This is a genomic window from Kluyvera sp. CHPC 1.2972 (assembly GCF_036759925.1).
Taxonomy (GTDB): domain Bacteria; phylum Pseudomonadota; class Gammaproteobacteria; order Enterobacterales; family Enterobacteriaceae; genus Kluyvera.
Window position 1 is genome coordinate 530507 of record NZ_JAPKIB010000001.1, and the last position, 25585, is coordinate 556091.

At 56.9% G+C, this 25585-nt stretch carries 22 protein-coding genes and 1 tRNA gene; 11 read left to right on the forward strand and 12 right to left on the reverse strand.

Translation table 11 applies throughout. The features are described 5' to 3' along the window. Positions 1–9: 9 nt before the first annotated feature. Genes V6944_RS02590 through yejF form a run of 3 tightly spaced genes read left to right on the forward strand, consistent with a single transcriptional unit; the run spans position 10 to position 3717 of the window. On the forward strand, positions 10–1101 hold the full coding sequence (locus V6944_RS02590; RefSeq protein WP_185666884.1) for a microcin C ABC transporter permease YejB: 1092 nt from the start codon (positions 10–12) through the stop codon (positions 1099–1101). Between the two features lie 2 nt (positions 1102–1103). Further along, the gene (locus tag V6944_RS02595) at positions 1104–2126 is read left to right on the forward strand and encodes a microcin C ABC transporter permease (RefSeq protein WP_191091994.1); all 1023 of its coding nucleotides are present in this window, start codon (positions 1104–1106) and stop codon (positions 2124–2126) included. A 1-nt stretch (position 2127) separates the two neighbouring features. Next, positions 2128–3717 (forward strand): microcin C ABC transporter ATP-binding protein YejF, encoded by a 1590-nt coding sequence (gene yejF, locus V6944_RS02600; RefSeq protein ID WP_333497768.1) that lies wholly within the window; start codon positions 2128–2130, stop codon positions 3715–3717. A 3-nt stretch (positions 3718–3720) separates the two neighbouring features. Here yejF and V6944_RS02605 read toward each other — a convergent pair whose 3' ends face one another. From V6944_RS02605 to rsuA, 3 genes are all read right to left on the reverse strand, one after another. Beyond that, complete coding sequence (locus V6944_RS02605; protein ID WP_185666882.1) at positions 3721–4062, reverse strand: YejG family protein; 342 nt, start codon at positions 4060–4062, stop codon at positions 3721–3723. A gap of 496 nt (positions 4063–4558) precedes the next feature. Further along, on the reverse strand, positions 4559–5761 hold the full coding sequence (locus V6944_RS02610) for a Bcr/CflA family multidrug efflux MFS transporter (protein ID WP_333497769.1): 1203 nt from the start codon (positions 5759–5761) through the stop codon (positions 4559–4561). 25 nt (positions 5762–5786) lie between these two features. Then, complete coding sequence (gene rsuA / locus V6944_RS02615; RefSeq protein ID WP_333497770.1) at positions 5787–6488, reverse strand: 16S rRNA pseudouridine(516) synthase RsuA; 702 nt, start codon at positions 6486–6488, stop codon at positions 5787–5789. 215 nt (positions 6489–6703) lie between these two features. Here rsuA and V6944_RS02620 point away from each other — a divergent pair, with 215 nt between their 5' ends. Further along, positions 6704–8461 (forward strand): DEAD/DEAH box helicase, encoded by a 1758-nt coding sequence (locus V6944_RS02620; protein ID WP_333497771.1) that lies wholly within the window; start codon positions 6704–6706, stop codon positions 8459–8461. Here the strand turns inward: V6944_RS02620 and blc are convergent. Further along, positions 8458–8991: an outer membrane lipoprotein Blc gene (gene blc, locus V6944_RS02625; protein ID WP_333497772.1), complete on the reverse strand. Its 534-nt coding sequence runs from the start codon at positions 8989–8991 to the stop codon at positions 8458–8460. The two genes, V6944_RS02620 and blc, sit on opposite strands and share 4 nt — an antisense overlap. Before the next feature lie 112 nt (positions 8992–9103). On the opposite strand from blc, the gene V6944_RS02630 reads away from it, so the two are divergent. Together V6944_RS02630 and rplY are read left to right on the forward strand one after the other, a co-directional pair. After that, positions 9104–10063, forward strand: a complete 960-nt coding sequence (locus V6944_RS02630; RefSeq protein WP_333497773.1) for a YbgA family protein — start codon at positions 9104–9106, stop codon at positions 10061–10063. A 125-nt stretch (positions 10064–10188) separates the two neighbouring features. Next, the gene (gene rplY / locus V6944_RS02635) at positions 10189–10473 is read left to right on the forward strand and encodes a 50S ribosomal protein L25 (RefSeq protein WP_052285124.1); all 285 of its coding nucleotides are present in this window, start codon (positions 10189–10191) and stop codon (positions 10471–10473) included. Between the two features lie 52 nt (positions 10474–10525). Here the strand turns inward: rplY and V6944_RS02640 are convergent, their stop codons facing one another. Both V6944_RS02640 and yejK read right to left on the reverse strand, forming a co-directional pair. Then, positions 10526–12490 carry a glycosyl hydrolase family 28 protein gene (locus V6944_RS02640; RefSeq protein ID WP_333497774.1) on the reverse strand — a complete coding sequence of 655 codons (1965 nt, stop codon included), beginning with the start codon at positions 12488–12490 and terminating at the stop codon, positions 10526–10528. A 280-nt stretch (positions 12491–12770) separates the two neighbouring features. Beyond that, positions 12771–13778, reverse strand: coding sequence for a nucleoid-associated protein YejK (yejK, locus tag V6944_RS02645; protein WP_333497775.1), 1008 nt, complete (start codon positions 13776–13778; stop codon positions 12771–12773). 183 nt (positions 13779–13961) lie between these two features. On the opposite strand from yejK, the gene V6944_RS02650 reads away from it, so the two are divergent. From V6944_RS02650 to V6944_RS02660, 3 genes are all read left to right on the forward strand, one after another. After that, positions 13962–14189 carry a YejL family protein gene (locus tag V6944_RS02650; RefSeq protein ID WP_035892650.1) on the forward strand — a complete coding sequence of 76 codons (228 nt, stop codon included), beginning with the start codon at positions 13962–13964 and terminating at the stop codon, positions 14187–14189. 18 nt (positions 14190–14207) lie between these two features. Then, positions 14208–15962, forward strand: a complete 1755-nt coding sequence (gene yejM, locus V6944_RS02655; RefSeq protein ID WP_333497776.1) for an LPS biosynthesis-modulating metalloenzyme YejM — start codon at positions 14208–14210, stop codon at positions 15960–15962. Positions 15963–16037: 75 nt separating this feature from the next. Continuing rightward, positions 16038–16114: transfer RNA gene (locus V6944_RS02660), tRNA-Pro, on the forward strand. 45 nt (positions 16115–16159) lie between these two features. Here V6944_RS02660 and V6944_RS02665 read toward each other — a convergent pair. Beyond that, on the reverse strand, positions 16160–16666 hold the full coding sequence (locus V6944_RS02665) for a phospholipase D family nuclease (protein ID WP_333497920.1): 507 nt from the start codon (positions 16664–16666) through the stop codon (positions 16160–16162). A gap of 178 nt (positions 16667–16844) precedes the next feature. On the opposite strand from V6944_RS02665, the gene eco reads away from it, so the two are divergent. Further along, positions 16845–17336 (forward strand): serine protease inhibitor ecotin, encoded by a 492-nt coding sequence (gene eco / locus V6944_RS02670; protein WP_333497777.1) that lies wholly within the window; start codon positions 16845–16847, stop codon positions 17334–17336. A gap of 77 nt (positions 17337–17413) precedes the next feature. Here the strand turns inward: eco and mqo are convergent, their stop codons facing one another. Then, positions 17414–19066 (reverse strand): malate dehydrogenase (quinone), encoded by a 1653-nt coding sequence (gene mqo / locus V6944_RS02675; protein ID WP_333494480.1) that lies wholly within the window; start codon positions 19064–19066, stop codon positions 17414–17416. A gap of 273 nt (positions 19067–19339) precedes the next feature. On the opposite strand from mqo, the gene V6944_RS02680 reads away from it, so the two are divergent. Further along, positions 19340–20578, forward strand: coding sequence for a SulP family inorganic anion transporter (locus tag V6944_RS02680; RefSeq protein WP_333497778.1), 1239 nt, complete (start codon positions 19340–19342; stop codon positions 20576–20578). Here V6944_RS02680 and mgtE read toward each other — a convergent pair. From mgtE to ada, 4 genes are all read right to left on the reverse strand, one after another. Next, positions 20541–21977, reverse strand: a complete 1437-nt coding sequence (mgtE, locus tag V6944_RS02685) for a magnesium transporter (protein ID WP_333497779.1) — start codon at positions 21975–21977, stop codon at positions 20541–20543. The two genes, V6944_RS02680 and mgtE, sit on opposite strands and share 38 nt — an antisense overlap. A 129-nt stretch (positions 21978–22106) precedes the next feature. Further along, complete coding sequence (locus V6944_RS02690) at positions 22107–23750, reverse strand: multidrug ABC transporter permease/ATP-binding protein (protein WP_333009654.1); 1644 nt, start codon at positions 23748–23750, stop codon at positions 22107–22109. An 81-nt stretch (positions 23751–23831) separates the two neighbouring features. Then, the gene (gene alkB, locus V6944_RS02695) at positions 23832–24476 is read right to left on the reverse strand and encodes a DNA oxidative demethylase AlkB (RefSeq protein WP_333497780.1); all 645 of its coding nucleotides are present in this window, start codon (positions 24474–24476) and stop codon (positions 23832–23834) included. Further along, on the reverse strand, positions 24476–25537 hold the full coding sequence (gene ada / locus V6944_RS02700) for a bifunctional DNA-binding transcriptional regulator/O6-methylguanine-DNA methyltransferase Ada (RefSeq protein ID WP_333497781.1): 1062 nt from the start codon (positions 25535–25537) through the stop codon (positions 24476–24478). The genes alkB and ada overlap by 1 nt, the downstream gene beginning before the upstream one ends. Positions 25538–25585: the final 48 nt, after the last annotated feature.

Below are 25585 nucleotides of genomic sequence, written 5' to 3' on the forward strand. Positions count from 1 at the left end.
GGAGAGAACATGGGTGCCTATCTGATTCGCCGACTGCTGCTGATTATCCCAACCCTGTGGGCAATCATCACGCTCAACTTTTTTATCGTACAGATAGCGCCCGGCGGCCCGGTTGACCAGGCGATTGCCGCGGTAGAGTTCGGCCATCAGGGCGGGCTACCCGGTGGTGGAGGTGGGCTGGAACGTAGCCAGGCGCGGGCGGGCGTTGGCAATATCGCGGAAAGCCAGTACCGCGGCGGGCGCGGTCTTGACCCAGAGGTTATCGCCGAGATAACCCACCGCTACGGCTTCGACAAACCGCTGCACGAGCGCTATTTCAAGATGCTTGGCGACTATCTGCGCTTTGATTTCGGCAACAGCCTGTTCCGCAACGCCTCGGTCATGCAACTGATGAAAGAGAGCCTGCCGGTCTCCATCTCGCTCGGGCTCTGGAGCACGCTGATTATCTATCTGGTCTCTATTCCGCTGGGCATCCGTAAGGCGGTGTATAACGGCAGCCGCTTTGATATCTGGAGCAGCACCGGCATTATTATCGGCTACGCTATTCCGGCGTTTCTCTTCGCCATCGTCCTGATCGTCTTCTTTGCCGGCGGCAGCTATTACGACATCTTCCCGCTACGCGGACTGGTCTCAGCGAACTTTGACACCCTGCCGTGGTACCAGAAAATCACCGACTACCTCTGGCACATCACCCTGCCGGTGCTGGCAACGGTGATCGGCGGCTTTGCCGCGCTCACCATGCTGACGAAAAACTCATTTCTTGATGAAATCCGCAAACAGTACGTGGTCACCGCGCGGGCAAAAGGGGTCGGCGAAAAGCAGATCCTCTGGAAGCATATCTTCCGTAACGCCATGCTGCTGGTTATTGCTGGCTTCCCCGCCACCTTTATCAGCATGTTCTTCACCGGATCGCTGCTGATCGAGGTGATGTTCTCCCTGAACGGGCTGGGGCTACTGGGCTACGAGGCGACCGTCTCCCGCGATTATCCGGTGATGTTCGGCACGCTCTATATTTTCACCCTGATAGGGTTGCTGATGAACATCGTCAGCGACATCAGCTATACGCTGGTGGACCCACGTATTGATTTTGAGGGCCGCTAATCATGACCCTGAACGCCGTCAACCAAGCCCGCTGGGCGCGCTTTTGCCACAACCGACGCGGCTACTGGTCGCTGTGGATCTTTCTGGTTATCTTTGTCTGTAGCCTGGGTGCCGAGCTTATCGCCAACGATCGTCCGCTGCTGGTCAGCTACCAGGGCAGTCTGTACGTGCCAGTGGTGAAAAACTACAGCGAAAAAACCTTCGGCGGAGAATTCGCCACCGCCGCCGATTATCAGGACCCGTGGCTACAGCAGAGGCTGGAGAAAAACGGCTGGGTGCTATGGACGCCGATCCGCTTCGGCGCCAGCAGCATCAACTTCAGCACCGATATCCCCTTCCCCGCGCCACCGTCCCGGCAAAACTGGCTGGGTACCGATGCTAACGGCCGTGATGTGCTGGCGCGTATTCTCTACGGTACGCGCATCTCACTGCTGTTTGGCCTGATTCTGACGGTCTGCTCCAGCGTGATGGGAGTGATTGTCGGCGCCGTGCAGGGCTACTACGGCGGGCGTATTGACCTGTGGGGGCAGCGCTTTATCGAAGTGTGGTCGGGTATGCCAACGCTGTTTTTGATTATCTTGCTCTCAAGCGTTGTGCAGCCAAACTTCTGGTGGCTGCTGGCGATTACCGTGCTGTTCGGCTGGATGTCGCTGGTTGGCGTGGTGCGCGCCGAATTTCTGCGTACCCGCAACTATGACTATATTCGCGCCGCGCAGGCGCTGGGCGTCGGGGATCGCAGCATTATCCTGCGCCATATGTTACCCAATGCGATGGTCGCCACCCTGACCTTTATTCCGTTTATTCTGTGCAGCTCCATCACCACGCTGACCTCGCTCGACTTTCTGGGCTTTGGCCTGCCGCTCGGTTCACCGTCGCTCGGCGAACTGCTGCTGCAGGGCAAAAATAACCTGCAGGCCCCCTGGCTTGGGATCGCCGCGTTTCTCTGCGTTGCCGTACTGCTCTCGCTGCTGATCTTTATCGGCGAGGCGGTGCGCGACGCCTTCGATCCTTCTAAGGCGGTATAGGATGCAGCAACCACTTCTGGAGATCGACAACCTCTCCATCGCCTTCCGCCAGCAGGGCGTGACCACCACCGTGGTTGAACAGCTTTCGCTGACGCTCGCTGCCGGAGAGACGCTGGCGCTGGTCGGGGAATCTGGTTCGGGAAAAAGCGTCTCGGCGCTGTCGATTCTGCGCCTGTTGCCAGAGCCGCCGGTCAGCTACCCGACGGGCGATATCCGCTTTGCCGGGGAGTCATTGCTGCACGCCAGCCCGCAGACGCTGCGCGGGGTCCGCGGCAACCGGATTGCGATGATTTTTCAGGAACCCATGGTGTCGCTGAACCCGCTGCACAATCTGGAAAAGCAGCTTTATGAAGTGCTGTCGCTGCACCGGGGCATGCGCAAAGAGGCCGCGCGCGGCGAGATCCTCGACTGCCTTGACCGGGTCGGCATTCGCAACGCCGCAAAACGGTTGAGCGATTTCCCCCACCAGCTCTCCGGCGGTGAGCGCCAGCGTGTGATGATCGCCATGGCCCTGCTGACGCGTCCGGAGTTATTGATTGCCGATGAACCGACGACCGCGCTGGACGTTTCGGTGCAGGCGCAAATCCTTCAGCTACTCAGAGAGTTGCGCACTGAGCTGAATATGGGGCTGCTGTTCATCACCCATAATCTGAGCATTGTACGCAAACTGGCTGACCGGGTGGCGGTAATGCAACATGGTCGCTGCGTTGAGCAAAACAGCGCTAGCGCGCTTTTTGCCGCGCCGCAGCATCCGTACACCCGCAAGCTGCTGGACAGCGAACCGGCGGGCGATCCGGTGCCTTTACCGCCGGAGGCCGCCCCGCTGCTGGAGGTCAACAAGCTCAGCGTGGCCTTCCCGATTCGCAAAGGTCTCCTGCGCCGGGTGGTCAGCCACAATACGGTGGTCAACAACCTGAGCTTTACGCTACGCAAAGGGGAGACGCTGGGACTGGTCGGTGAGTCTGGTTCCGGTAAGAGCACCACCGGGCTGGCGCTGCTGCGTTTAATCGCCTCGCAGGGCGATATTCGTTTTGCTGGGGAGGCTATTCAGGGGCGCAACCGTCAACAGATGCTGCCGCTGCGTCGTCGGATTCAGGTGGTGTTTCAGGACCCTAACTCGTCGCTCAATCCACGGCTCACCGCGCTACAGATTATTGAAGAAGGTCTGCGGGTTCATCACCCCGCTCTCACCGCCGCCGAACGCGAGCAGCGGGTGATAGCAGCCATGCAGGAGGTGGGGCTGGAGCCGGAGACCCGGCAGCGCTATCCGTCTGAGTTTTCCGGCGGCCAGCGGCAGCGTATCGCCATCGCGCGGGCGCTCATCCTGCAGCCGGAGCTTATCGTGCTGGACGAACCAACGTCCTCGCTCGATCGCACCGTTCAGGCGCAAATTCTGGCGCTGCTTAAGGCGTTACAGGAAAAGCATCAGCTGACCTACATCTTTATCAGCCACGATCTGCACGTCGTTCGTTCGCTGTGCCATCAGGTGATGGTGTTGCGTCAGGGAGAAGTCGTCGAACAGGGAGAGTGTCGGCGCGTATTTTCAGCACCGCAGCAGGAATATACGCGTCAGCTCATTGCGCTGAGCTGACGGTTAAAACGGGTTGTTGCCGGAGAACGGTTCGGCAATCGCCACGCCGAAGTTTTTCAGGCGGCAGGTTGCCGCAAACTCATCCTGACGTTTCACGAACAGGCACGGCTCCCCTTCACACTCGAGCACCGAGCAGTCGACGGAAATATCGGTTAACGCCTGGCTAAGGGAATGCATCACCGGCCAGGCGCTATCACCGTCCGGGCTCAGCAGTTTGAGGGCCACCAGCGCATTTTCGCCGGATGCGCCATTTTGCGGAATCGGTTCAACTTTCGAACCTGCAAAACCCGCAGACCAGCGATAGTCCTGCGGCAGTCGATGTACGATTGATAGCTGTAATGTCATTACGTTCTTTTCCCCGGAAGCGATAGTGCTTCACAATTATTTCACATCCATATTAACACATTGTTGACAAATCGTCCTGCATCCAGAAAAAAAACGCCAGCATTCAACATTCTTCTTACGACATAGTTCGGTGTACTGATGCGTTTTCGCGCTATATGTACCCGTATCTGTGATCTAACGCAACCTTTTTATCTACAACAATGTGACTTTTTACATAAATGGATTTTACATAAAAGAAACATCACACCCTATCAGGAATGCCATTTCTGTTGATACATATCAACAAAGGAGCGTATTTCGCCCCCCTAAAGGCTTATGAGTGCGCGGTTTTACGCAGACGGATAGCGTAGTTGTTTGTAGGCCAGATAAAGATGCCGAGCTCGCAGACATCATTTAACCGTAGCCCGGCCAAGCGAAGCGCCGCCGGGAATAGCACCGTAGCCTTCCCGGCGTCGCTTCGCTCGGCCGGGCTACATTATTGAACCGGATAAGCGCATTATGATTTGTGTATGGTTTTGCGGGGTCTACTGGCGTAGAGATAGAAGAGGATCGAGCAGGTCGCACACAGAGCGATGGAAATTAGCATTGGCCATGCGGTGGTGAAGGTAGCAAACGACAACAGCGCGCCAATGATGGCCCCGATGCCAAAGCGGAACGTCCCCGCCAGCGATGACGCCGTACCCGCCATATGCGGGAATTCATCGAGGATCACCGCCATCGCGTTTGAGGAGACCATCGACACGCAGCCGACAAACACCGCAATGCCCAGCACCAGCGACCAGAAGCCAACGCCCAGCAGCGCGCAAGCCACCATCCAGATTGCCATAACAAACTGTATCGTCAGCCCGGCGCGGAACATCCACAGCGCCCCAACCCGGCGAACAAAACGGCTGTTAATGGTGGTCATGACAAAGAGGAACACAATGTTCAGCGCAAAGTAGTAGCCGAAGTGCTGCGGCGACACATGGTTAAGCTCGATGTAGACAAACGGCCCGGCGCTTAAGAATGAGAACATCGCCGCAAAGCTGAAGCCGCTCGCCAGCATATAGGAGAGCACGCGCTTGTGGCGGAACAGCGACGCAAAGTTGCCAAGCGTGGTGCTCAGGCGGAACGGTTGGCGTTTCTCTACCGGCAGCGTTTCGTCAATAAAGAAGCAAATTGCCGCCGAAGCCAACAGCGCGGCAATGGCCAGGATCCAGAAGATCGCGTGCCAGCTAAACCAGACCAGTACCGCACCACCCACCATCGGCGCCACCAGCGGGGCGATAGTCGTCACCAGCATGACAAACGACATCATGCGCGAGAACTCTTCCTTCGGGTAGATATCGCGCATCAGGGCGTTGATCACGACGCTTGCCGCCGCAGCCGCCAGGCCGTGGAAAAAGCGGGTGACGATCAGGTAGTCGATGGTCGGCGCCAGCGCACAGGCCACCGCCGCCGCCGCAAAGATAAGCGTACCGCCCAGAATCACCGGCTTACGCCCGAGGCTGTCCGCCATTGGTCCGTACAGCAGCTGACCCAGCGCAAAGCCCAGAATATAGGTACTCAGGGTCATCTGCGCGCTGCCTGCCGGCACGCCAAACTGTTGTGAAATGACCGGCAGCGCCGGAAGGTACATGTCGATCGATAACGGCATTAACATGGCCAGAAGGCCAAGAATAAACACAATTTTTAACGACGAGCGCGGCCTGGACGTCACAATTTACCTCGGTTGTTGGTTAGCGCTACGGTGCGCCAACGCTGGCAATTTCTGCTTCTGTTAACGGACGGTATTCACCCGGTTCTAAGTCTGAGTCGAGCGCAATCTCACCGATGCGTTCGCGATGCAGACCGACAACGTGGTTACCCACGGCGGCAAACATGCGTTTCACCTGGTGATAACGACCTTCACTGATGGTCAGACGCACTTCGGTCGGCGTAATCACTTCCAGCACCGCTGGCTTGGTGAGATCTTTCTCATTGTGCAGCTGAACGCCTTTGGCAAACTGCGCGGCGGTGTCATCGCTGACCGGATTTTCCAGCGTCACCAGGTAGGTTTTCTCGCAATGATGGCGCGGCGAGGTGATGCGATGGGACCACTGACCGTCATCGGTCATCAGCACCAGACCGGTGGTATCAATGTCTAAACGACCCGCGGCATGCAGCTTGTACGCCACCGGGACATCGAGAAAATAGAGCACCGTTGGGTGATCCGGGTCTTCCGTGGAGCACACGTAGCCCTGCGGCTTGTTCAACATGAAATAGCGCGGGCCATTCTGCTGAGTCAGCGGGTTGCCTTCGTAGGCCACGTCGTGTTCTGGTAGCAGTTTAAACGCGGTATCGCGCACCACTTCGTCATCAACGGTCACGTGTTGACCGCGGATCAAACGCCCGGCAATAGCACGGCTGACGCCGAGTTGCTGAGCGATAAACTTATCAAGTCGCATGAAGTATTTTTAGCCTGTAATAGTGCCGGGTGCCGGACGAAAGGTCCGAAAAATGGGGTAATCGACTCGAGGCCTACCGCGTAGCGGGACAAAATGCACCGGCAACGGGAGAGACAGCGAGTATAACAATCCGTAAGTATAACGGGCTTGTTATCCCACTCAAGTGAAAAGATTCATGGCATACTATTTGGCTGTTAAGGACAATCATCACGCCAATGACTTTTACACTTCGCCCCTACCAGCAGGAAGCGGTTGACGCTACCCTGGCCTACTTCCGCCGCCATATCCAACCCGCGGTCATCGTATTGCCTACCGGCGCCGGGAAAAGCCTGGTGATCGCAGAGCTGGCACGGTTGGCGCGCGGCCGCGTGCTGGTGCTGGCGCACGTCAAAGAGTTGGTGGCGCAGAACCACGCAAAATACTGCGCGCTGGGGCTGGAGGCCGATATTTATGCGGCCGGGCTAAAGCGCAAAGAGAGCCACGGCAAGGTGGTGTTCGGCAGTGTGCAGTCGGTGGCGCGTAATCTCGACCATTTCCAGGGTGAGTTTTCCCTGCTCATTGTCGATGAATGCCACCGCATCAGCGACGATGATGATAGTCAGTACCAGCAAATTCTCAGCCATCTGGGGAAAGTGAATCCTCACATTCGGCTGCTGGGCCTGACGGCTACACCGTTTCGTCTGGGTAAAGGCTGGATTTATCAGTTCCACTACCACGGCATGGTGCGCGGCGACGAGAAAGCGCTGTTCCGCGACTGTATCTACGAGTTGCCGCTGCGCTATATGATCAAGCACGGCTATCTGACGCCGCCGGAGCGGCTGGATATGCCGGTGGTGCAGTACGATTTCAGCCGCCTTCAGGCCAATAGCAACGGGCTATTCAGCGAGTCTGACCTCAACCGCGAGCTGAAACAGCAGCAGCGCATTACGCCACACATCATCAGCCAGATTGAGGAGTTTGCGCAGACGCGCAAAGGGGTGATGATTTTTGCCGCCACCGTCGAGCACGCTCGCGAGATTACCGGGCTGCTGCCCGCCAATGACGCGGCTCTGATCACCGGCGAAACGCCGGGACCGCAGCGCGACGAGCTGATTGAAGCCTTTAAAAATCAGCAGTTCCGCTATCTGGTTAACGTCGCCGTACTGACTACCGGTTTTGACGCCCCGCACGTTGACCTGATTGCGATTCTGCGCCCTACCGAGTCCATCAGCCTGTATCAGCAAATTGTAGGCCGCGGCCTGCGCCTGGCGCCGGGAAAAACGGATTGTCTGATCCTCGATTACGCCGGTAACCCACACGACCTCTACACGCCGGAAGTGGGTTCACCCAAGGGCAAGAGCGATAACGTGCCGGTGCAGGTTTTCTGTCCCGGCTGCGGCTTTGCCAACACCTTCTGGGGAAAAACCACCGCCGACGGCACCATTATTGAGCATTTTGGCCGCCGCTGTCAGGGCTGGCTGGAGGATGATGAAGGTCATCGCGAGCAGTGCGACTACCGCTTCCGCTTTAAAAACTGCCCGCAGTGCAACGCCGAAAACGACATTGCCGCCCGCCGCTGTCGGGAATGCGACACGGTGCTGGTTGACCCGGACGACATGTTGAAAGCGGCGCTGAAGCTGAAAGACGCACTGGTGCTGCGCTGTAGCGGCATGGTGCTACAGGACGGCATGGATGAGAAAGGCGGCTGGCTTAAAATCACCTATTACGACGAGGATGGCGCGGACGTCAGTGAGCGCTTCCGTCTGCACACCCCCGCGCAGAAAACGGCGTTCGAGCAGCTGTTTATCCGCCCGCACACCCGCACGCCCGGCGTACCGCTGCGCTGGATAACACCTGGCGATATCATCGCCCAGCAGGCGCTGCTACGTGCACCGGATTTCGTCGTCGCCCGTAAGAAAGGCGTCTACTGGCAGGTGCGCGAAAAAGTGTTCGACTACGAAGGGCGCTATCGCCGGGCTAACGAGCTACGCTAGGCGCGCGTCTGCTTCACCCACCGCAGGTTGTCGACCGGGAACCCAAGCCCACGGGCGATGGTCAGGTAGTTTTGCTGTACCTGCGGCGGCAGCGTTGGCGTGCGCGATAGTATCCACAAATAGTCGCGGTTCGGCCCGCTGACCAGCGCGTACTGATAGTCATCATCCAGCGCGATGATGTTATAGCCACCGTAGAAGGGACCAAAGAACGACACCTTCAGTGCGGCTACGCTCGGCTCGCCGGTGAAGTACGCCTTCCCTTCGCTCTCTTTCCACTCGCCTCTCAATGGGTCAAACCCACGGTTCAACACGCTAATGCCACCATCCTTACGCTTGCCGTAGTGAGCGGTCACCTGCTCCAGACCGCGCTCAAAGCGGTTATCCAGACGAGCGATTTCATACCATTTCCCCAGATAGCGGCTAGCATCGAAATGGCGAATCGGCGTCACCCCTTTTGGCGGGGTGGGTGAACGGCAGGCCACCAGCGCGAGCGACAACGCCACTCCGGTGACAACGGGCCATAGCTTCATGCAGTTTCCTCTCTTTACGATCCCTGGTTAAGTGTAGAGGATAAAAAGCCACGCGGCCGAAAGCGGGAGAACCTATGCTTGAGCTATGGCCCACCACAAACAGGACAATAATATGAACGACAAACCGATACTCGGCATCAGCGGCTGCCTGACCGGTGCTGCCGTTCGCTTTGACGGCGGGCATAAGCGGATGGGGTTTATTATGGATGAGCTTGCCGAATGGGTGACCTTCAAACCCGTCTGCCCGGAAATGGGCATCGGCCTGCCCGCACCGCGCCCGGCGCTGCGGCTGGTGAAGACCGCAGATGGCGATACCCGCGTGCGCATGAGCCAGGACCTGGATTGCGACCTCACCGATAAAATGCACCAGTTTGCCGAGGAGGTGCTCCCGGGCGCGGCGCAGTTCGCGGGTTTTATCGTCTGTGCAAAATCCCCCAGCTGCGGAATGGAGCGGGTACGGCTGTACGACGAGCGCGGCAACCGGGGGGCAAAGGAAGGCGTTGGCCTGTTTACCGCGGCGCTGCAGGCGCGCTATCCGTGGCTGCCGGTGGAAGAGGACGGCCGACTGCACGACCCGGTTCTGCGGGAGAATTTCGTGGCGCGAATTTTTGCGCTGCACGAGCTGAATGCGCTGCGGGAAGAGGGATTAACCCGTCAGGCCCTGCTGGCGTTTCACAGCCGCTATAAGCTGCATCTGCTGGCCCACAACCAGCCGGGCTATCGTGAAATTGGCCCCTTTATCGCTCACCTGCACGAATGGCAGGATCTGGATGCTTTTTTTGTCGCCTATCGCGACAAGCTGATGGCGATTCTGCGCCACCCTGCCTCACGTAATAATCACACCAACGTGCTGATGCACATTCAGGGCTATTTCCGCAAACAGCTCAACGACCGCCAGCGGGCAGAGCTTCGCGACGTTATCGTCAACTACCACGCCGGGCACCTGCCAATCCTCGCGCCGCTGACGCTGCTGAAGCATTATCTCGCCGAGCACCCAGATGATTACCTACTGACGCAGCGCTATTTTTCGCCCTACCCGGACAGTTTACGGTTGCGCTTAACGGCCAACTGAAGGTGAGGTTTTCATTGCCCGTAAGGCAATAGGCGGCTATAATGCCGCCCGCTTTCACATCCGTGAAGCAGATCATTTGCCTGCTGCTGGGTCGCCTGTAGCAGGATTAATTAAGAGAGCTATCAATGTTTACTATTAACGCAGAAGTACGTAAAGAGCAGGGTAAGGGTGCGAGCCGCCGCCTGCGCGCAGCTAACAAGTTCCCAGCTATCATTTATGGTGGCGAAGCAGCTCCGGTTGCTATCGAACTGGATCACGACAAGCTGTGGAACCTGCAGAACAACGCTGAATTCTACAGCGAAGTTCTGACCATCGTTGTTGATGGTAAAGAAGAAAAAGTTAAGGCTCAGGCGGTGCAGCGTCACCCGTTCAAGCCAAAACTGGCTCACATCGACTTCGTTCGCGCTTAATCGCCGACAAGTCTTCGTGACGAAAAAACGGCTCCTTACGGAGCCGTTTTTTTTACTGCTTCGCCGCCTCTCGCACGACCGTCTCCTTCCCTACCGAGGTTATCACCTCATTATTCACGCTGTCTGAAAGCGTAATACCGCTTACCTGCGCAACGTTCCAGGCGTGCTCAGTATTATCAAACGTAACGTTGGTAAACTGGCTGTCATGCAGGAAGGTGATTTTGCTCGCCTGCACGTTACGGAACTTCACGTTGCTGAACGCCAGGTTCTGATGATAAGCATCGCGCGGATAGGTAATCCCGTAGGCCGCCGTCATCTCCTGCACCGTCATGCCATCCACCAGGATACTTTTCTTCGCCGCCGTGCCGTCAACGGTGACGTGCTCAACGGTCACGTTGCGGAACTGCGCGGGCTCAGTTGCTGGCGTGGTGTCATTCACGTCGGCACTGTACTTGATGGTGAAGATAAACGGCTCTTTCGCCAGATCTTTCATCGCGTTATTACGGAATAGTACGTCGCGCGCACCGCCGCCGTAGTACGGGCGGCTTTTCATTCGCAGGCCGATATCCGTCATATACATAACGTTATCTTCCGCTTTGATCTTCTCGATCCAGGCGCCGGTATGGCTGCCGGTCACTACCGCGCCGTGGCCTTTGCGGAAATAGTTGTTGAAGATCCATGCCCCGCTCTGCGGTTTCTGACCAAAGGTTTCGACGCCTTTGCCGAAGCCCGCCGCAAAGTTCATGCCGTCGTCGCCGGTATCAAAGAAGTTATTAAAGACCAGGCTATTTTGGCTATTACCCAATTCGATGCCGTCGGCGTTATTGCCGTCGAACGTCTTATGGCTGAGCGCATTCAGCGCAATATTTTCCGACTCCAGCACCATAATCCCGTGAAATGCCGGGTTGAGGATGGTCAATCCTTCAATGTAGAGATTGCTGACGCCGCGCAGCGTCATCAGGCTAGAGCGGCGGTTTTTGTAGGCGCTGTCGCGGTCCATCCCTTCAGATACCGCCAGCTCGGTCTGATGTTTTGCCAGAATCCCATCTTCCCCCACCTTGTTGGCGTTGCTAGCGCGATACTGCGGCAGCGCATTACCGGCTTCATCAACGATAGACTCCGGCCCGCCGTGCTTCACACCTCGCGTCCAGCCGTTACCATCGATGGTACCTTTGCCGACAATACGAATATTGCGGAAAGTGCCCGCGTGAGAGCTTCCTTTGTCGTCGGCCTCCAGTGCATTAATTAACGATGGTGGACGCTTCGGCAGCGGATTATCAGTATAGGGGTAAAGAAAGTAGCCTTTGTTCATCGGGTACTGCCCAGGGTCATCTGAACCCAGCAGCGTCGCGTCTTCGGCAATCTCCAGCGTCATATCGCTGTGTAAGAACAGCGCGCCGGTTTTAAACACGCCGCCGCGCACGCTGACTTTGCAGCCTTGCGGATACTGCGCCAGCGTACAGCTATCAATGGCTTTTTGCAGCGCGGCGGTATCAAGCGTTGTTCCGTCGCCGACGGCCCCTGTCGCTTTGGCATCCACCACGTGCGGCACCTTCGTGGTGCGTAGGGAAATCGGTGCGCTGTCGGCGGACTCGTTGCCGTCCGAATAGACCGCGCGAACGGTGAACTGGTAGTCGGTATCGGCTTTCAACCCTTCGACGGTGAAGCTTCGCAAATCAACCTTTTGCTGCCAGTGGTCGTTATCCAGCGTCTGGTAAAAATTGTCGATATAGGGTTTCGCAGGGGAGAACGTGTCCTGATTGTCTCGCGCGCTGCCCAGCAGTTCACCGCCGCGATAGACGTGATAGTCCACCACCTTGTCCGCCTCCAGAAGCGGTTTTTCCCACACTAGCACCACGCTGTCATCGTCGACGGAGAGCACCGGCGACTGGACGTTTTGCGGCGCCGCTGACGCCTTCGCCTGAGCGGCTTCGCTATCATCACAGCCGCTTAATACGCCCGCGAGCATCATGGTGGTGGCCAGCGCCAGTCGGGAGTGCCTGAAGGTATTGTGCATCTTGTTATTTTTCCTCTCAGTGATTCGCGGCACCCAGCTGCCGCGTCCTTGAGCCCTCCTGAATAAGGATGGCTCTCCATTTATAAAATCAAAATATATTTGCATTTAAAATGAAACGTATTTTCATTTATTTCATTGAGTATTAACTGAGAGTCAGGTCAAGTTTTAGCCTGGCTGAAAAACCATCGATACAAAAAATGCGAAGGGCGTCACCCAAAACAGGCGGGAATACGGATAGACAAAGCCCGCTCAGGGATAAGCGGGCTTTAAGAGGGACGACTTAGCTTTTTCCGGAGGTCCGGCGCTGTAGCTGGTCACGCAGGTTTGGCGGCGTGCCTTTAATGGTCAGCGTATCGGTGGCCGGGTCCCAGTAAATTCGCTCGCCGAGCAGCATGGCGTCGAAGTTAATGGTTAAGCCACCGCCGCTACCGGCAAATTTGGTCAGCTGACGCAGGGTGCTGCGATCCGCCGGGAAGCTCTCTTCCAGTTCGTAGCCCTTCTCCGCGGTAAATACGCTGAAGCTCACTTCGCTCACGCCGGAGAGCTCTTTCGACAGCGACTCCAGCTCAATCTCCTCACCGGCCTGCAGCTGTTCGTTGCAGTAGGAGTAGACCTGCTGACGCACGTTCTGACGCTCGTTTTTGTCGAGCTGCGCTTCGGCGGCAAAATCGTCCAGCGCCTGCAGCAGGCCGCGGTTTTGCACTTTCGCATTCAGCCCTTCGCTCGCCCCGAGGAAGTCCATAAAGAAATCGGCGACTTTGCGCCCGACTCGCCCTTTCAGGAAGGTCAGGTAGCGTGTCGATTCCGGGTTGGTTTCCCACTCGGTTAAGTCGATACGTGCCACGATATCCGCATGGTTGATGTCGAGATAATGGGTCGCGCTGATGTCCAGCTCTTCGTTGACGCGCATGCTGCTGAGATTATTCAGCACCGCGACCAACAGATACTCCACTGCCAGATAGCGGTAGTGGCAGAACAGCACGATCCCACCGTCGGCAAACGGATATTTCGCTAGCTCGTCGCGCAGACGACCGGTGGCCGCGCGGCTGAACGCGAGGAAATCTTCCTCACCCTGACGCTGCAGCTTTAACGCCTGCGCCAGTTCGCTCTCTTCGGTAAACAGGCCGTAGGCTTTATTCTTCGCGCTGTACACCCGATGCAGCTCGGCCATCATCTCTTCAACCGGCGCGGTAGGCTCCAGCAGCGTGTCGCGCAGCACCACGTCCAGGTTTTGCTCATCGCGTTTGATAAGCTGATGCAAAGCAATCTGGTCGATATCCAGACTCATGTTAAACTCTCCTTTAAGATCGGGTGTATTCAACCACCCCCGATGCGACAGTGCAACTCACACATTACCGCCCTCGCGGCAGCATAATGGCGAAAGGATAACGCGTTACGCTGAAAAAAAGCGGAAAAAATGCTGCTGCTACGGTAATATACTGCCCTTTAATGAATAGACAGATTTCGATTTATGCCACAACAATCCCGCTATAGTGATGAACACGTTGAAAAGCTGCTGAGCGAGCTCGCCAATGTGCTGGAAGAACATAAAGCCCCGACCGACCTTTCTTTGATGGTACTGGGCAATATGGTAACCAACCTGATTAACAGCAGCGTGGCTCCGGCTCAACGCCAGGCTATCGCGCGTTCTTTCGCCCAGGCGCTTCAGTCTTCTATTAACAGCGATCCTGCGCACTAAGGGTACAAGCAACAGTTTATGGTGACTCATCGTCAGCCTTACCGAGAAAAAGTCTCCCAGATGGTTAGCTGGGGGCACTGGTTCGCCCTGTTCAACATGCTGTTGGCCATGGTGCTCGGTAGCCGCTATCTTTTTGTCGCCGACTGGCCGACGACGCTGACTGGACGCATTTTCTCCTACATCAGCCTTGTCGGGCATTTCAGTTTTCTGGTGTTTTCCGCCTATCTACTGATTCTGTTCCCGCTGACCTTTATCGTCATGTCTCAGCGCCTGATGCGCTTCCTGTCCGCCATTCTGGCGACGGCGGGCATGACGCTGCTGCTTATCGACAGCGAGGTCTTTACCCGCTTCCACCTGCACCTCAACCCGGTGGTGTGGGAGCTGGTTATCAACCCCGATCAAAACGAGACTGCCCGTGACTGGCAGTTGATGTTTATCAGCGTGCCGGTGATTCTGCTGGTTGAGATGCTGTTTGCCACCTGGAGCTGGCAGAAGCTGCGCAGCCTGACGCGCCGCCGTCACTACGCTCGCCCGGTCGCCTGGTTCTTCTTTGCGTCGTTTATCGCCTCGCATGTGATGTACATCTGGGCCGATGCTAACTTCTATCGTCCGGTCACCATGCAGCGCGCCAACCTACCGCTGTCATACCCAATGACCGCGCGTCGCTTCCTTGAGAAGCACGGGCTGCTGGACGCGCAGGATTACCAGCGCCGTCTGGTGGAGCAAGGCGATCCGGAAGCCGTTACTGTACAGTACCCGCTCAGCGATCTGCGCTATCGCGATATGGGTGTCGGCAAGAACGTCCTGCTGATTACCGTCGACGGTCTGAACTATTCGCGCTTCGAACAACAGATGCCGTCGCTGGCCCGTTTTGCGGACAGTAACGTCAACTTTACCCAGCATATGAGCGCGGGCAATACTGCCGATAACGGCATCTTTGGCCTGTTCTATGGTATTTCGCCATCCTATATGGACGGCGTCCTGTCAGCGCGTATTCCGGCAGCGCTGATTAGCGCGCTTAACCAACAGGGCTATCAGCTGGGTCTTTTCTCTTCTGACGGCTTCACCAGCCCGATTTATCGCCAGGCGCTGCTGTCTGATTTCTCACTGCCGCCGGGCAAATCGCAAAACGATGCCCAGACGGCAAGCCAGTGGACTAACTGGCTCAAAAACAATGCCCAGGACGAAAACCGCTGGTTCTCGTGGGTGTCGTTTAATGGCACCACCATTAACAATGCTCAGGCCAATGACCGTCAATATGCTCGCGCGGCAGCGGATGTGGATGCACAAATTGCTAAGGTACTGAATGCGCTGCGCGATTCCGGCAAGCTCGATGACACCGTGGTGATTATTACCGCCGGTCACGGCGTGCCGCTCAGCAGCCAGAACAGTAACTTTAACTGGTCACGCGCCCAGCTTCAGGTGCCGCTGGTCATCCACTGGCCGGGTACCCCTTCTCAGCGCATCGACCTGTTGACCGATCATAAAGATATTATGACGACCCTGATGCAACGCCTGCTGCACGTCAGCACGCCGGCAAACGAATACTCGCAGGGTCAGGATCTGTTCAGCGCCACGCGCCGCCATAACTGGGTGACGTCGGCAGATAACGATACGCTGGCGATCACAACACCAGCGATGACCGTCGTGCTCAGCCATAACGGTCACTATAAGACCTGGAGCGCGGCGGGCGAGAAGGAAGAGGATCAAAAAGCCCAGCTCAGTTTGCTGCTGCAGGTGCTGACGGATGAAAAACGCTTTATCGCTAACTGATTGATTAATTTTGAATCAATCGGAAAGCACTGACTTGCAATCAGGGATAAAAGCGGTACTATTTTTGTCATGCGTCGGCACGTAGCGCAGCCTGGTAGCGCACCGTCATGGGGTGTCGGGGGTCGGAGGTTCAAATCCTCTCGTGCCGACCAAAAAACTCATATAAACCAGCCTGTTATGGCTGGTTTTTTATGCCCTTACCGCGACTTCCCTAGCGCCCAGCGGCTGTCAAAATGCGCCTGATACTGGCGGATAACCTCCGGCTCATCGCGAATGACCAGCACGTTCTCTGAGTTTTCCGTTTCTGCCGATTTAGCAAAGTTAAACGACCCGGTCTCCAGCGTATTACCGTCAACAATCATCACCTTGTCATGCTGAATGTGATAGTGGCCGTCAATGCGAACGTCAATGCCGTTTTCTACCGCCCGGGCAATGGCTTTCTGGCTAACCTTCCCCTGGTTTCGTCGTTTATCAATCACCGCCCGCACCTTCACACCGCGCTTTTGGGCGTGAATCAACGCGTCGACAATATCTTTGGCCTGAAACGAGTAGGCCATCATGTCAATAGAGTGCTGCGCGCCATCAATCGTGTTCAATACCCACTCGCGGGCGGATCCTTCGGGTGAAAACCCTACCTGGATTGTCGCCTGTGCGGCAGGGATAACGCCGAGAAGCGCAGCTATAATAAGAAATCTGGTTTTCATCATCGTGACTCAGGATATCCACACGCCATCAGGCGAATTAAGTAGTCTTAATCGCTATATTCATTCAAAAAATCAATATTTAGAACTAGTCCTAATGCAAAATTCAGTAAAATACGATTACCATTCATGTCAGGAATGATATTCTCCTCTCGTTGCAAACTGATAAAAAGGATGAACAGTGAAAAACACACATAAACTTGCCGCTTCGTTACTGGCCATCGCCTGTGCTACCAGCGCCGCCTGGGCCGCAGAACAGCCGCTTGAAAAGGTTGCGCCTTTCCCTAAAGCGGAGAAAGGTATGACGCGTCAGGTGATTCAGTTGCCGGAACAGAAAGATGAGTCTGCCTATAAGGTAGAATTATTGATTGGTAAAACGCTGGAAGTCGACTGCAACCATCATCGCCTGGGCGGCGAGCTGGAAAGCAAAACGCTGGAAGGTTGGGGCTACGACTACTACGTGGTGGAGAAAATCTCCGGGCCAGTGTCAACCATGATGGCCTGCCCTGACCAGAAGAAAACGAAAAAATTCGTCACCGCATCGCTGGGCGACGATGGCATGCTGCGCTACAACAGCAAGCTGCCGATCGTTATCTACGCGCCTGAAAACGTAGAAGTGAAATACCGTATCTGGGAAGCCCAGGAAACGGTACATAACGCCGTCGCGCGTTAATAAAAAACCCGGGGTCGCTTGCGCTCGCCCGGGCTACCTAATACTAAAATCCCGGTCTGACCGGGATTTTTTCTTTATTAGAGTGCGATATCCGCCATCTCTTTTGCTTCAACCGGTTTGGACGATACCTGCACTGCCGGTGTCGGATCCGCTTCACGCGTTGCTTCATGACGCAGTCCCAGCACTTCGCTGGTGTAGGCCAACGTCTTTTCAATCAGGTGCGGGTTTTCCGTCAGCGTAGAACCGTAGGTCGGTACCACGGCGCGAATTTTTTCCTGCCACTCTGCGGTCTGCATTTTGTCCTTAAAGACCTTCTCCATCAGCTCCAGCATGATAGGCGCGGCGGTTGATGCCCCCGGAGATGCCCCCAGCAGCGCGGCAACGGTGCCTTCATCGTCGCTGACCACTTCAGTACCCAGACGCAGTACGCCACCGATACGCGCATCACGCTTGATGATCTGCACGCGCTGACCGGCCTGCCACAAACGCCAGTCCTGCTTTTTCGCCATCGGATAGTAGGCGCGCAGAGCCGCATGGCGGTCTTTATCTTTCTGCAGCACCTGGCTTACCAGGTATTTCACCAGATCGAAGTTATCCAGCCCGACGTTCAGCATCGGCAGGATGTTGGATTTATTGGTCGAGGCCAGCAAATCCCACAGCGAACCGTTTTTCAGGAAGCGCGTAGAGAAGGTGGCGAACGGCCCAAACAGCACCACGCGTTTACCGTCGATGATACGGGTGTCGATGTGCGGCACGGACATCGGCGGCGCGCCCACGGAAGCCTGACCGTAGACCTTCGCCAGGTGATGGTTAACCACTTCCGGGTTTTCACATACCAGGAACTGACCGCCCACCGGGAAGCCCGCATACTCTTTCGCCTGAGGAATTTTGGTTTGCTGAAGCAGCTTCAGCGCCGCACCGCCCGCGCCGATAAAAATGAACTTCGCTTTGATGGTGCGTTTTTCATGGCTGCCGTTGGCGTCAGACACCGTCACATTCCAGCTGTTGTCTGGATTACGGCGGAAACGACGTACCACGGTATTAAGCTGCAGCGTAAAGCGTTCGCGCTTTTTGAGGCCCTGAATGAGCTGACGGGTAATCTCACCGTAGTTCACATCGGTGCCCGCTTCGGTGCGTGTTGCAGCAATCTTCTGCTGCGGATCGCGCCCTTCCATCACCAGCGGCGCCCAGTCTTTGATCTGCTCGTGATCTTCGGAGTAGCGCATGCCGTTAAACAACGGACTCTTTTGCAGCGCACGGTAACGGGCGCGCAGGAAGTTGACGTTGTCATCGCCCCATACAAAGCTCATATGCGGCACGGTGTTAATAAAGCTTTTCGGCTGCGTCAGCACGCCGCGCGTCACCTGGTGGGCCCAGAATTGACGGGAAATCTGGAAGGCTTCGTTAATATCAATGGCTTTGTCGATGCTGACAGAACCATCAGCTTTCTGTGGGGTATAGTTGAGTTCCATCAGCGCCGAGTGCCCGGTACCGGCATTGTTCCAGCCGTTTGAGCTCTCTTCAGCCACGCTTTCCATCTGCTCAACCATGGTAATCGACCAGTCTGGCTCCAGCTCCTGCAGCCATGTACCCAGCGTAGCGCTCATAATTCCGCCACCGATCAGCAATACATCTGTCTCGTGCACCACACGAGTCTTCGCCTTAGTCGCCACAGAAACCTTCTCGGTACCCGATTTCTGTGCGTTGGGTACAGCTATCTTTTTTTTCATCGTAGGGGGCCTTACTTGACTTGCGATTTGTTACATGCAGGTAAAAACATCCGTACGGTTACGTTACCACCAGCCACGGTAAATTTAAATATTGTTTAAAATTTAAGTTGAGTTTTGAGATCTGTTATTAAAATGTTTAATAAATGTGTACAGAAAATGAGATTTGGTACTGGTAGAGTGTGACGGGAAGCGGTATTATTCTCCCCTTTGTGATGGTACGCACGGACGCTGGGGATTATAGAAAACCCGCCATCGATAACCTGTGAATACCCTATGTCAAACGCTTCTCCCTCCCCTCTTTCTGGTTCTCTGCTTACCGTCCTGACGTCACCTTCCATGTTGACGCGTGAAGTTCTGGCGGGCGTGATTACCGCGCTGGCGCTGATCCCCGAGGTTATCTCATTTTCCGTGATTGCAGGCGTTGATCCAAAGGTCAGTCTGATTGCCTCCGTGGTGCTGTGCCTGTCGATGTCGTTTCTCGGCGGCCGCCCGGCGATGGTCACCGCCGCGGCGGGTTCCGTGGCGCTGGTGATCGGCCCGATGGTACATCAGCACGGCGTTGCTTACATCCTGCCTGCCGTGGTGATGGCTGGTATCATTCAAATTCTGTTTGCCGCCTGCGGGATGGCAAAGCTGATGCGCTTTATTCCACAGTCGGTGATGACCGGGTTTGTGAATGCGCTGGGCATTCTGATTTTCTTCGCTCAGGTTCCCCACTTCTGGAGCCGTAGCCCGCTGATTGTCGCGCTGTTTGCCGCCACGATACTCATCGTGTTGTGGCTCCCACGCGTGATGAAAAGCATTCCGTCACCGCTTATCGCCGTCGTCCTGCTCACCCTCTATACCGTCACCAGCGGGCAGATTTTGCCAACCGTCGGCGATGAAGGTTCGATGAGCGGCGGGCTGCCGGGCTTCACCCAGTGGCTGGTGCCGATGAATCTTGAAACGTTGCAGATTATCTGGCCGTGCGCGCTGAGTATTGCTTTTGTTGGCCTGATGGAGTCGCTGCTAACCGCGAAGCTGGTCGATGACCTCACCGTCACGCCATCGAACAAAACGCGTGAGAGCGCGGGTCTCGGCTTCGCGAATATTCTGGCAGGCTGCTACGGCGGCATCGCCGGATGCGCCATGATCGGTCAGACCATCGTGAACGTGGAGATGGGCAAAGGCCGCACCCGGATATCAACCATCGCGGCAGCGTTGGTACTGCTGCTGCTGGTCACCGCCTTAAGCGAAGTGATGGCAAAAATCCCGATGTCGGTACTGGCGGGGATTATGGTGATTGTCGCCTTCAAAACCTTTAACTGGCACAGCCTGCAGCCAGGCACGCTGAAGCGCACGCCGTGGCCGGAAACGCTGGTGATGTTGGTCACCGTCGGCGCGACGGTCAGCACGGGAAATCTGGCAATTGGCGTGCTGGCGGGCATCATGATGATGGTCGTCGTCCCTGCCCGCCTGAAGCACCGCGCAAAACTTAAAGCAGAAACGCGGTCGCCAGCCCCAGGAAAATAAAGAAGCCGCCGGTATCGGTGATCGCGGTGATCATCACGCTGGAGCCGACCGCCGGGTCGCGCCCCAGCTTGGCCATGATCATCGGGATCAGCACGCCCATCACCGAGGCCACTAGCAGGTTGAGGATCATCGCCAGGGTCATCACGGCTCCCAGATGTGGGTCGCCGTACAATAACCAGGTGACGGTGCCCATAATGCCGCCCCAGACGATGCCGTTAATCAGCGCCACGCCCATTTCACGCAGAATCAAAAACGAGAAGTTGCCCGGCTGGATATGCTGTAACGCCAGCGCGCGCACGATCATCGTGATGGTCTGATTACCGGTATTGCCGCCAATCCCCGCCACAATCGGCATCAGCGAGGCCAGCGCCACCAGCTGCGAGATGGTATGTTCGAAACCGTCGATCACGCGCGAGGCGATAAAAGCGGTACAGAGGTTAATAGCGAGCCACGCCCAGCGGGTTTTTACCGCTTTCATCACCGGCGCAAACACATCTTCTTCACTGCTCAGGCCGCCCATGCGGCGCAGATCGCTGTCGGTCTCTTCGTAGACCACGTCAACGATCTCATCGATGGTCAAACGCCCCATCAGCTTGCCTTCCGAGTCAATCACCGCGGCGCTGATGAGGTTGTCACGCTCGAAGGTACGGGCGACGCTTTCCGATCGCTCCTCCGGGTGAAACGCGACCGGATCGGCCTCCATCACTTCATGAACGTAGCGTTCCGCCGCATTCAGCAGGATCGTTTTAAGCTCCAGTTCGCCAATCAGGGTTTGGTCGCGCTTTACCACAAACAGTTTGTCGGTGTTCTCCGGCATTTTGCCCAGCCGACGCAAAAAGCGTTGCACCGAGGCCAGCGTGACGTCCGGGCGAATGGTGATCACCTCGAACTCCATGATCGAGCCCACCTGTTCGTGGGCATAGTTCATGACCTGGCGAACGCGCGCACGTTCAGCGGGATCCATCGAGGCCAGCAGGCGCCCGGTCAGATCACGCGGCAGGTGCTGAACCAGGTAGATCTGCTCGTCGATATCCAGCGTTTGCAGTGCATCGAGCAACGCCCGGTCGCTCATATCTTCAATGAGGTCGTCCCAGACGTTCTCCGATGCTTCCAGCAACACTTTCCCGCGCCGGTCATCTTCAACCATGTTCCACAGCGCGTGACGCTCTTCTGACGGCAGCGCTTCCAGGGTATCGGCAAGGTCCGGCGGCGGCAGATGCGCCACCAGCGCGCCCACTTCCGCAAGGTCATCAACCAGCGTGCCCTCATCATACTGCTCGGCCAGCGTCAGCTTGCCCAGCAGCGCTGAAGTCACCGCTTTATCGGTGGTCAGCAGCCAGATGAGCCGCTGGCGCTCTTCATCGCGCAGGCGGGCACTGTTCTTCTTCAACAGAGACATGAATAATCCTTATTCCTGAAAGTGCGCCCAATCGGATGATTGAGCGCATTAAGCATAGCGCGGGGGAATATAAAAAAAGTTAAACAAGCCGCTTAGGCGTTGAAAAAATCAGCAAAGCGGCTAAAAAAATCAGGCGGTACGCGCAACGGCATCGCGGGAAGCGCGCTCGCGCTCCTCACCCACCAGTTCGCTCAGTTGACCGTTACGCATCTCCAGCAGGCGATCTGCGTGGGTAAAGTAGTGGTCATCGTGGCTGATGGCAAAAATCGTTTTGCCCATCTGCTGCATCAGCGGCAGCAGCACCTGATAAAACTCGCGGCGGAAATGCGGGTCCTGATCGGCCGCCCACTCATCAAGCATAATGATGTCGCGTTCTTCCGCCAGCGCCAGCAGCAGCGCCACGCGCTTTTTCTGCCCTTTTGACAGCTTCAGGTCGAGAATTCGCCCATCCTCAAGCTTCACCTTGTGGCTCATTTGCAGCTGCGCCAGCCACTTCTCTACCAGCTCCGGTTTCGCCTGTTTACCTTCCGGCCCCAGCAGATGTTCAAACAGCCAAACGTCGGTAAACACCGCGGAGAACAGCTTGCGATAGTCTTCCGGTTTATCCGCCGCCAGCGGCTGGCCGTCGAGCAGGATCTGCCCGGAAATCGGCTGATACAGCCCGGTCAGCAACATCGCCAGCGTCGATTTACCGCTGCCGTTACCGCCAATCAGGAACACCATTTCGCCGCGCTTCAGCGTCAGGTTCAGCGGGCCGACCGCGAAGGTGTTGTCTTCGTAGTGGAAGGTCACATCGCGCAGCTCCAGCGTCTGCCAGTTCGGGTGCGCCGTTGGCTGCGGGAACGGCTCGCGGAACGGTGCCAGCGAGAATTTATTCAGCTTGTTAAACGCGACCTGGGCACTCAGCAGCGTTGGCAATGCCCCTACCGCCGACAGCAGCGGCGTACGCAGGAACAGCAGCGTCAGGGAGTAGGTTGCCGCCACGTTAGTGTCGGCCCAGCCCAGGCCATTTGCCATCCAGAACACCAGGCCAATCGCGCCCAGCATCATGATATTCGACCAGTTAACGGCGCTCAGGTGGAAGGTATCGGCGCGGATAATATGGTGGCGATAAGCCTTTGCGTCCGGCGTGAACTGCTGTTCAAACACGTACTGCGCGCGCTCGCGGTTCAGGGTGAGCTCTTTGCGCCCTTCCAGCACCGTCTGATAGTCGTTATAGAGGCTATCTTCGGTTTCACGCAGCGTCGCCATATGCTTATAGACGCGCGCCACCAGCATAAAACCGCCCCAGATGGTCAGCGCCATCCATAGTGCGGTTATCAGCAGCATTTTAGTCGACAACATCGCCAGATAGGCGGCAGAGCCCACGGTCAGGATAATCCCCTGCACTAGTTCGGGCAGGCGCACGAAGGCAATGGTGATAGCACGAATATCGCTGGTCAGGCCCGCGAGCAGCGAGGCGCTGCCAAGCTTCTCCACGCGTTCCACCTGAGTGTCGAGAATACGTTTAATAAATTCACGACGCAGGCGATACACAAAATGATGCCCCAGCGTCGTCAGCGCCAGCTGGGAGCCCAGCGTCACGGCCATCAACAGCAGCAGCAGCCCGAGAAACTCCGGCAGCACCGTAAGGTTGGTGTCGACCATTTCAATCAGACGCACGTTGATAAAGGCGATGAGTCCAATACCGAGCGCCGCGCTCAGCAGGCTTAGCGCGATAACGCCAATGAAGGGCCAGCGGTACTGACGCCAGACGAGTAAAAGAAGTTCCATAACAGCAACCAGAGCAAGAAAAACAGCCAGCAGTGTAAACTGCTGAGCAACGACATCAAGAATAATTCTTATTTTTATTCGTCATTGAGCAGCACGGCGAAACGTCAGGTTATAGCGCCAGGCGCCCACCTGCGGGTGGCTGCCCGCTTTAAGCGGTAAAATGGCGTGGTAGAACAGCCGGGACGCACCGCCCCATACCACGACATCGCCGTGCTCCAGCCAGACGCGCTGCAGCGGATCGTTGCGTTTTAACCCGCCGAACTGGAAGGTAGCCGGTAATCCCAGCGAAACGGAAACGATCGGCGCATCCAGCCGTGCTTCATCTTTGTCCTGATGCAGCGACAGCTTTGCGCCCGGCTGGTAGCGATTGATAAGACAGGCATCGGGGCTGAATTCGGGGTATCCGGCCTGACCCGCCGCCATCTTCGCCAGGCGGAGAAAAACATCCGGAATAGCTGGCCAGGGCTGCCCGGTCAGCGGGTCGATGGCGGCGTAGCAGTAGCCGCGGCTGTCCGTACTCCAGCCAAGCGGCCCGCAGTTGGTCATCGCCACCGACATGGTATACCCGCCCGGCGTCACCATGTGGCGAAACGGCGAGACGGCGGCAACCTGCGCCATAGCGGCGAGCAGCGCATCGCTCTGTTCACGTGCCAGGCGGCGCAGAACGACGGCACCCGGCGCCAGCGGCTCTGACCACGGCGCTTCATCAGCAAACAGATCCAGCATCACCGCTCCTGCTCTTTTTCACGCGCCAGCAGCGCCGCTTTACGCGTCACGCCCCAGCGATAGCCGGACAAACTGCCGTCGCCGCGCACCACTCGGTGGCACGGTATCAGAATCGCCAGCCGGTTTGCCGCACAGGCCCCGGCCACCGCCCGCACGGCTTTCGGGTTGCCAATGCCGTCGGCTATCTGCTGATAGCTGCGGGTTTCACCGGTTGGAATGGCGCGCAGCGCCTGCCAGACCTGCTGCTGGAAAGCCGTGCCGCGAATATCCAGCGGCAGCGTTAGCGGTGTTGAACGCTGATTCAGACTGGCGATAACGGCCTGAATCTGCGCTTGAGACGATGCATCCGCTGCCGCCAAGTGGGCAGACGGAAAGCTCTGCCGCAGTTCCGCCAGCAGCGTGGTGTCATCATCCCCCAGCAGCACCGCGCAAATTCCGCGATCGCTCAGCGCCACCAGGCAGCGGCCCAGTTCGCAGCTATCGGTCGCATAATGAATCCCGGCGGCTTTTCCCCCGTGGCGATAGGCACTTGCCGTCATTCCCAGCACCTCGTCAGCCTGACGATAGTAGCTGCTGCTTGAAGGGAATCCCGCCGCCAGCACCGCCTGGGTGACAGGCTCGCCGTCGCTGAGTGAATCGCGCAGCCGACGCGCGCGCCACGCCTGCTGCCAGGCCTTTGGCGTGATGCCGGTGACGGATTTAAACAGACGATGGAAATGGTAAGGGCTGACGGCAACCGCCTCAGCCAGCGCCTCAAGCGTGACGGGGCTGTCCTGCTCCAGCAGCCGACAGGCCTCGGCAACTTTGTCGATTTTCTGCTGTTCGGGAGAAAGGCTATCTGGTTGGCAACGCTTGCAGGGACGAAATCCGGCCTCCAGCGCAGCCTGCGCATTGGGATAAAATCGGACGTTCTGGCGCAGCGCGTGACGGGCACGACAGGACGGGCGACAAAAAATACCGGTGGTCTGTACAGCAAAAACAAACTGACCATCGGCGCGGGCGTCGCGATTCATCACCGCCTGCCAGCGGTCATCATCGGTATGTAGGGTATGAGATGTCATAACGGGCTCCTCCTTTTAGTGTAACCATCACTGTGACCAAAAGGAGGA